The sequence below is a fragment of the Streptomyces sp. KL116D genome, assembly GCF_030766975.1.
Classification (GTDB): Bacteria; Actinomycetota; Actinomycetes; order Streptomycetales; family Streptomycetaceae; genus Streptomyces; species Streptomyces longispororuber_A.
Map to the genome: position 1 here is coordinate 70,162 of NZ_JASERH010000039.1, position 6,609 is coordinate 76,770.

The following is a 6,609-nucleotide window of genomic DNA, read 5'->3' on the forward strand; positions in this document are numbered from 1 at the left end:
CGGGCCGTACGAGGTCAGGTGCCCGAGTGCGACTTCTCCATGGCCTCGCGGAAGCGCGCGTAGCCGCTGAGTTCGGTCACGTCGCCCGTCTTGTGGCGATTGCGACCGGCCCACGTGCCCCACAGTCCGGCGCCGACCGCAGCGACAACCGGAATGAGCAGCCACATGAGAGCTGTCATGCCGACCTCCCGACCCCATGAGCAACCGCAACTGACTGATCAGCAGATTAACCATCCGCAGTGTCAACGCTCGCCGCAGGGGTGCGGTTACGCAACCGGAACCTCAGCAGGCGCCCACCCACTCCTCCGTGCCGTCGGAGAACGTCTGGTGCTTCCAGATGGGCACTTCGTGCTTGAGGTCGTCGATGAGCTTGCGGCACGCCTCGAAGGCCTCGCCGCGGTGCGGGCACGAGACGGCGACGACGACCGCGAGGTCACCCACCGTCAGATCACCGATCCGGTGGACGGCCGCGAGGGCGCGCACGGGGTACTCGGCGACGACCTTCTCCGCGATGCGCCGCATCTCCGCCTCGGCGGTCGGGTGGCAGGAGTAGCCGAGCCTGTCGACGTCGGCCCCGCCGTCGTGATTGCGCACGGTCCCCACGAAGAGCGCGGTGCCGCCCGCCGCGTCGTCACCTGCGGCCCGGAAGACCTCGTCGAGGGAGAGCGGGGTCTCACGGATGGCGAGCAGCTTGATCGGGTCCTGCGCCGCCTGCTCACCGGGATGGTCGTGCTGGGTGGGTGCCATGCCCACATCGTGCCGCACGGCGCCGACAACCGTGAATAGCGCTTTCGACCGGCACGCGCGCGTACCGGATTGGAGGCTCGTCCAAACGCTTCGCCCGTACGGGCCGCCCAGCCACTCCGCACGGCGTTTGGCGGTCTTCAGATGCGGCGCCTCGCCTTGCGGACCCGGCGCACGACGGCCGCCGTGCCGAGGAGGGCCACCGTCGCGCCCGCGGCGCCCGCCGCCGTCGCGTCCTTGCGGCCCAGCCGCCGGCCGGCCACCGTGCGGCGGCCCGCGACCTCCTCCAGGAGCTCGGCGAGGACCTCCTCGTTCGTCCACTGGGGGCGCCAGCCCGCGTCGTGCAGCCGGCTGCCGCTGACGACCCACGGGTACATCGTGTAGGCCAGGTCGCCGGCCGGGGACGGGGTGAGTCCGATGCGGTGGAGGCGGGCCGCGGCGCCGAGCGCGACTGCGGACGGCAGCTCCATGCGGCGGATCCCGCTGAGCTCCTCGACCTCCTCCTGCTCCAGCCAGCCGTCACAGCCGACCGCGAGCTCCCCGTCGACCTTCTCCAGGACCGCGTACTCCAGGGCGCTGCACAGGTCCTCGACGTGGCAGAACTGCCAGGCGGGCCGCGAACCGGCCACCACGAGGAGCCGCGGCGACTCGAAGTACCTGGTCAGGGCCGTGTCCGTGCCGCCGACGAGCACCGCGGGACGCACCACGGTGACGTTCAGGCCGGGGTGGGCCCGCGGGGCGCGGCGGGCCAGCCGCTCGACCTCCAGGAGGTCGCCGACGCCGGTCGCCTCCGCCGTGGCGCGCAGTTCGGCGTCCTCGGAGAGGGGAAGCTCGTTGTCGGCGAGCGCCCCGTAGACCATCGTCGAGGTGCACAGGACGACGCGGTGCACGCCTGCGGCGGCCGCGGCCGTCAGCACGGTCTGGGTGCCGCGCACGTTGTACGCGGTGCGGGCGGCGGCGTCGGACTCCAGGTCGAGGTCGAGCGCCAGGTGCACGACGACGTCCGCGCCGCGCAGCTTCTCGGCGATGGCCGGATCCCGTACGTCCAGGATGTGCCAGGTCGCGGACGTGCACTCGCCGCGCCGCTCGTCGATGGCGAGGACCTGCTTGATCGCGTCCGAGGCCGCGAGCCGCTCCGTGAGCAGGGCGCCGACGCCGGAGGCGGCACCGGTGACCGCGACGACGGGTCCGCGCACGGCGGGACTGGTTGAGGGGTTTCGCGCTGCGCGAACCTGCGGATCTGGGGAACTCACCGGGCGTCTCCAGCGGTTGTCTTCAGTACGTACGTGTATGACGCGTACGTACCAGGAGGCATCCATCCTGCCGCAGGCCATGAGTCGGCGAAGCACCGAGGCCCAATCCCGCCATGGTGTCTACGCTGGGTGTGTAGTCGGGCAGTCGCCACCGGGGCAGAACCGGTGGCCTTACCAGCCGAGGAATCCCGTGAGTGACACCCCATTCGGTTTCGGCCTTCCGCCGGAGGAGCCGGACGACGGCGACGAGGGCAAGAAGAAGGACCAGCAGGGCGGTGGCGGTCAGGGACCGGCCAACCCCTTCGGATTCGGGTTCCCGGGCCTGCCCGGCGCGGGCGGTCCGGGCGGCGAGGGCGGGGACAACCCGTTCGCGGCGATGTTCGGCTCGATGAATCCGAACGATCTGGGGGCGGCGTTCCAGCAGCTCGGCCAGATGCTCTCCTACGAGGGCGGGCCGGTGAACTGGGACATGGCCAAGGACATCGCCCGCCAGACCGTGTCCCAGGGCACGCAGGACGGCGTGAAGGACGCGAGCGTCGGCCCCGCCGACCGCACCGCGGTCGAGGAGGCCGTGCGCCTGGCCGACCTGTGGCTGGACGACGCGACGTCGCTGCCCTCGGGCGCCGGCTCGGCCGTGGCGTGGAGCCGCGCCGAGTGGGTCGAGGCGACGCTCCCGGTGTGGAAGGAGCTCGTCGACCCGGTCGCCGAGCGCGTCGGCATGGCCATGGGCGACGTGCTGCCCGAGGAGATGCAGGCCATGGCCGGGCCGCTGATCGGCATGATGCGCTCCATGGGCGGCGCCATGTTCGGCCAGCAGATCGGCCAGGCCATCGGGGTGCTCGCGGGCGAGGTCGTCGGCTCCACCGACATCGGCCTGCCGCTGGCCCCGGCCGGCAAGGCGGCGCTGCTCCCGCTGAACATCGAGGCGTTCGGCAAGGACCTCGGCATCCCCAAGGAGGAGGTCCGCCTCTACCTGGCGCTGCGCGAGGCCGCCCACCAGCGGCTGTTCTCGCACGTGCCGTGGCTGCGCTCGCACCTGTTCGGCGCGGTCGACGGGTACGCGCGCGGGATCAAGGTCGACACCACGAAGCTGGAGGACGTGGTCGGCCAGTTCGACCCGCAGAACCCGGAGCAGATCCAGGAAGCCCTCCAGCAGGGCATGTTCCAGCCGGAGGACACTCCGGAGCAGAAGGCCGCCCTGGCCCGCCTGGAGACGGCCCTCGCGCTCGTGGAGGGCTGGGTCGACGCGGTGGTCCACGCGGCCGCGAAGCCGCGTCTGTCGTCCGCGGACGCGCTGCGCGAGACGCTGCGCCGCCGCCGTGCGACCGGCGGTCCCGCGGAGCAGACGTTCGCGACGCTGATCGGCCTGGAGCTGCGTCCGCGCCGTCTCCGTGACGCCTCGCGCCTGTGGGCGTCGCTCACGGACGCGCGCGGTGTCGACGGCCGGGACGGTCTGTGGGCGCACCCGGACATGCTGCCGACGGCGTCCGACCTGGACGACCCGGACGGCTTCGTGCACCGCGAGCAGCTCGACTTCTCGGAGCTCGACAAGATGCTCGGCGAGGCCGCGGGCGGCGCCACGGGCGAGAAGCCGAACCTGTCCAAGGACGAGGGTCCCGAGCAGGGTTCCGACCAGGGTGAGGACGACAGCGACAAGTGAGCCTGTACGACGACGCGGTCCTCGTGCTCAAGGGTTACGAGGACCAGCCGGAGCTGCGCCAGGCCTACCTGGACCACCTCGCCGCCCACGGCGAGGCCGCGATGTGGAAGCCCTGCACGGCGGGGCATCTCACCGCGAGTGCCCTGGTCATCGACCCCGAGCGCGGCCGGGTGCTCCTGACCCTCCACAAGAAGCTGCAGATGTGGCTCCAGATGGGCGGCCACTGCGAGCCCGGCGACGCGACGCTGGCGGCCGCGGCGCTGCGCGAGGCGACGGAGGAGTCCGGCATCCCGGGTCTGACGCTGCTGTCCGGCGGCCCGGTCCGGCTGGACCGGCACCCGATTCCCGGCCCGTGCTCGCAGCACCTGGACACGCAGTACGCGGCGCTCGCGCCCGCCGGTGCCACGGAGGCGATCAGCGACGAGTCGCTGGACCTGCGCTGGTTCCCGTACGACGAGGTCCCCGGGGTGGCGGACGCGTCGGTCGTGCGCCTGGTCGAGGCCACGCGCGCTCGCCTCTGAGGGCTGTGCGTGCGTACGGGTAAGGGGCGGGCGCCATGGCGCCCGCCCCTTACCCGCGTCTCTCCGGTCGGAGTCAGCTCCAGACGTTGCCCTGGTTCTGCCCCCGGGCGCCCTGCTGGCCCATCCCGAACTGCGCGGCGACGCCGCCGCCGATCTGCGCGTTCTGCGGCGGCAGCAGCTCGCTGGGCTGGACGAGCGCGTAACCGCTGCCCATGAAGCTGAGCTCCCAGCCCTCGCCGGTGTTGCCGCGGCGCCGCCAGACGCCCGACGAGTGCGTCTGGGCCTGCATCTGCACCCGGAGCCCGGTCGACCAGGCGACGATGGCGTCCGCGTCGGCATTGACGTACTTGTCGGGCGTGACCTGGAGCATCAGCGGCTGGCCCGACGTCATCAGGGCGACCTTGCCGCGCCCGGTGATGTTGAGCTGGTACTTGCCGGACCCGGAGATCCCGAACTGGCTGTCCACGGCGATGACCTCGTGGTGCAGCGACGAGTCCATCGCGAGCACGTAGCTGCTGTCGACGGTCAGACCGTCCTGCTCCACGTCCACGACGTGGATGTACTGGGCGAGGTTCGCCAGGTACACGACGCCCTGCCCGTGGCAGCGCATCAGGCTGAGTCCCTCGCCCGTGGTGGCGCGGGCGCGCCGCTGCCCGGACGTCTGGTACTCGGCGTCGAACTCGACGAGCCCCTGGTAGGCGACCATCGATCCCTTACGGGCGACGAGGTCGTCGTGGCCCTCCAGGACCACCCGCAGCATCTGCGGGTTCTGCACCGTGTAGCGCTCCTGGGACTGCTGCTCGGCGTATGCGAAAAGCGGGCTCTGCATGGTTGTTCGCTCCCCCTCAGCCCCGGACTCGGAGGCGGTCGGTGCTGTCCTCACTGGGCTGTACGACGACGATGCCTTCGCCGGAGAAGCCCATCTGGTAGGCCTCGCCGCTGCCGCGCCCGATGAGCGAGCCGGCGCGGAAGCTGCGCTTGCCCTTCACCTTCAGCTTGGGCGACCAGGCGATGAGCGCGTCCGGGTCGACGTACGTCTCGTCCTCGCCGCGGCCGCAGTCGACCACGATGGGGGTGCCGCGCGAGGTCAGGGCGACGAATCCCTGGCCGCTGATCGTGATGTTCCACAGGCCCTGCCCGGCGAACTTGGCGAGGCCCTTCACGCGCTCGACGCCCCACTGGAGGTGCGCGTCGAAGGCGAGCAGGTTCGTGCCGTTGACGGAGATGGAGTCGCCGCCGAGGTTGATCACGACGACGTCCGCGCCGTAGTCGGCGAGGTAGAGCAGGCCGTCGCCGGAGCACTTCATCAGCGGCGCGCCCTCACCCGTGATCCAGTCGCGGGCGACCTGGCGGACGGCGGGCGGGTTGGGCTCGTACTGGACGAAGCCTTCGTAGGCGACCATCGAGCCCACGCGCGCGAAGAGGTCGTTCCCGGTCTGCATGGCGACCTTCAGCATGTTGCTGCCGTGGTTCTCCATGCGGGCGGCTACGGGTGTCGGGGCGAAGCCCGCGAGTGGCTGGTTCATGACGGACTCCCTCAGACCTCGTACGGCTGGACGACGATGAAGTTGCCGGGTGCGCCCCGGAACTGCAGGTTCACGCCCTCGCCGCTGTGGCCGGGGTACGCGTTGCGCCGCATCCTGACCTGGCTGGAGACGATCGCCTGCGCGGCCGCGGACCAGGCCACGACGGCATTGGAGTCGGCGAACGTCGTCGGCGTCACCGGCAGCACGACGGGCGTGCCGTGCGTCTTCACGACGACGGTGCCGGTGCCCTGGAACTGCATGACGAACAGGGCGCCTCCGGGGATGCCGTGTCCTTCGATCCTGCGGACCTCGTGCTGGAGGGACTCGTCGAACGCCAGGACGTTCTCCGCGGAGACGCAGATCGCGTCGCCCTGCAGCTCGATGGGGTGCAAGTAGGTGGCTTCCTCGGCGAGGAAGACCTGGCCGCGGCCGGTGCAGCGCATCAGCTGCATCTCCTGGCCGGTGGCGTTGCCCACGATGCGGCCGGCGAAGCCGGCGCCCTTGTAGCTGAATTCGACCTTGCCCTGGTAGAGCACCATGCTGCCCTGCCGGGCGAGCACGGCCTGCTCGCCGCCCGCGCCGAGGTCGACGCGGATCAGCTTCTTGTTCTGCGGCGTCCAGCGCTGCCCGGTGGGCGCCTCGCGGTACTTCTGCAGGGCCGCGGCCACTCCGGGCGCGGGGGCCTGCTGCGGCACACCCTGCGGGGCGCCGTACGGGGAGGGCGCCGCGGGCTGCTGGCCGTAGCCGGGCGGCGCGGCCGGCGTCTGGTGCTGCTGGCCGTAGCCGGGCGGCAGGGAGGCGCCGCCCTGGCCGGGGACCTGCCCGAACTGCGGCTGCTGGGGCGGCTGCTGTCCGTACGGGCTCGGCGCGGGCGGCGGCGGCACGGTGCCGGGCGGCATGGACAT

General features: G+C 71.8%; 8 protein-coding genes. 2 read left to right on the forward strand and 6 right to left on the reverse strand.

What is annotated here, in order from left to right; translation table 11 throughout:
• Window positions 1-14 precede the first annotated feature (14 nt).
• From RBJ77_RS15840 to RBJ77_RS15850, 3 genes are all read right to left on the reverse strand, one after another.
• Entirely contained in the window at window positions 15-179 is a 165-nt protein-coding gene (locus RBJ77_RS15840) for a hypothetical protein (RefSeq protein WP_372345605.1), read from the reverse strand.
• 103 nt (window positions 180-282) lie between these two features.
• Window positions 283-747 carry a molybdenum cofactor biosynthesis protein MoaE gene (locus tag RBJ77_RS15845; RefSeq protein ID WP_372345606.1) on the reverse strand — a complete coding sequence of 155 codons (465 nt, stop codon included), beginning with the start codon at window positions 745-747 and terminating at the stop codon, window positions 283-285.
• 137 nt (window positions 748-884) lie between these two features.
• Complete coding sequence (locus RBJ77_RS15850) at window positions 885-1,997, reverse strand: SDR family oxidoreductase (RefSeq protein ID WP_255973272.1); 1,113 nt, start codon at window positions 1,995-1,997, stop codon at window positions 885-887.
• Window positions 1,998-2,187: 190 nt separating this feature from the next.
• Between RBJ77_RS15850 and RBJ77_RS15855 the strand changes: the two genes are divergently transcribed.
• Both RBJ77_RS15855 and RBJ77_RS15860 read left to right on the forward strand, forming a co-directional pair.
• Window positions 2,188-3,657, forward strand: a complete 1,470-nt coding sequence (locus RBJ77_RS15855; protein ID WP_372345607.1) for a zinc-dependent metalloprotease — start codon at window positions 2,188-2,190, stop codon at window positions 3,655-3,657.
• Window positions 3,654-4,178: an NUDIX hydrolase gene (locus tag RBJ77_RS15860; RefSeq protein ID WP_372345608.1), complete on the forward strand. Its 525-nt coding sequence runs from the start codon at window positions 3,654-3,656 to the stop codon at window positions 4,176-4,178. The genes RBJ77_RS15855 and RBJ77_RS15860 overlap by 4 nt, the downstream gene beginning before the upstream one ends.
• Window positions 4,179-4,251: 73 nt before the next feature.
• On the opposite strand, the gene RBJ77_RS15865 is transcribed toward RBJ77_RS15860, so the two are convergent.
• From RBJ77_RS15865 to RBJ77_RS15875, 3 genes are all read right to left on the reverse strand, one after another.
• Window positions 4,252-5,007 (reverse strand): AIM24 family protein, encoded by a 756-nt coding sequence (locus tag RBJ77_RS15865; RefSeq protein WP_255973277.1) that lies wholly within the window; start codon window positions 5,005-5,007, stop codon window positions 4,252-4,254.
• Window positions 5,008-5,023: 16 nt separating this feature from the next.
• Entirely contained in the window at window positions 5,024-5,704 is a 681-nt protein-coding gene (locus tag RBJ77_RS15870) for an AIM24 family protein (RefSeq protein ID WP_372345609.1), read from the reverse strand.
• Window positions 5,705-5,715: 11 nt separating this feature from the next.
• Window positions 5,716-6,609: AIM24 family protein (locus RBJ77_RS15875; RefSeq protein WP_372345610.1), on the reverse strand; the 894-nt coding region annotated here is incomplete at its 5' end.

Excerpts from the sequence above, each read along its gene's own strand:
- RBJ77_RS15870 (WP_372345609.1), bottom strand. The coding sequence starts at position 5,704 with ATGAACCAGCCACTCGCGGGCTTCGCCCCGACACCCGTAGCCGCCCGC.
- RBJ77_RS15845 (WP_372345606.1), bottom strand. The coding sequence starts at position 747 with ATGGCACCCACCCAGCACGACCATCCCGGTGAGCAGGCGGCGCAGGAC.
- RBJ77_RS15840 (WP_372345605.1), bottom strand. The coding sequence starts at position 179 with ATGACAGCTCTCATGTGGCTGCTCATTCCGGTTGTCGCTGCGGTCGGC.
- RBJ77_RS15865 (WP_255973277.1), bottom strand. The coding sequence starts at position 5,007 with ATGCAGAGCCCGCTTTTCGCATACGCCGAGCAGCAGTCCCAGGAGCGC.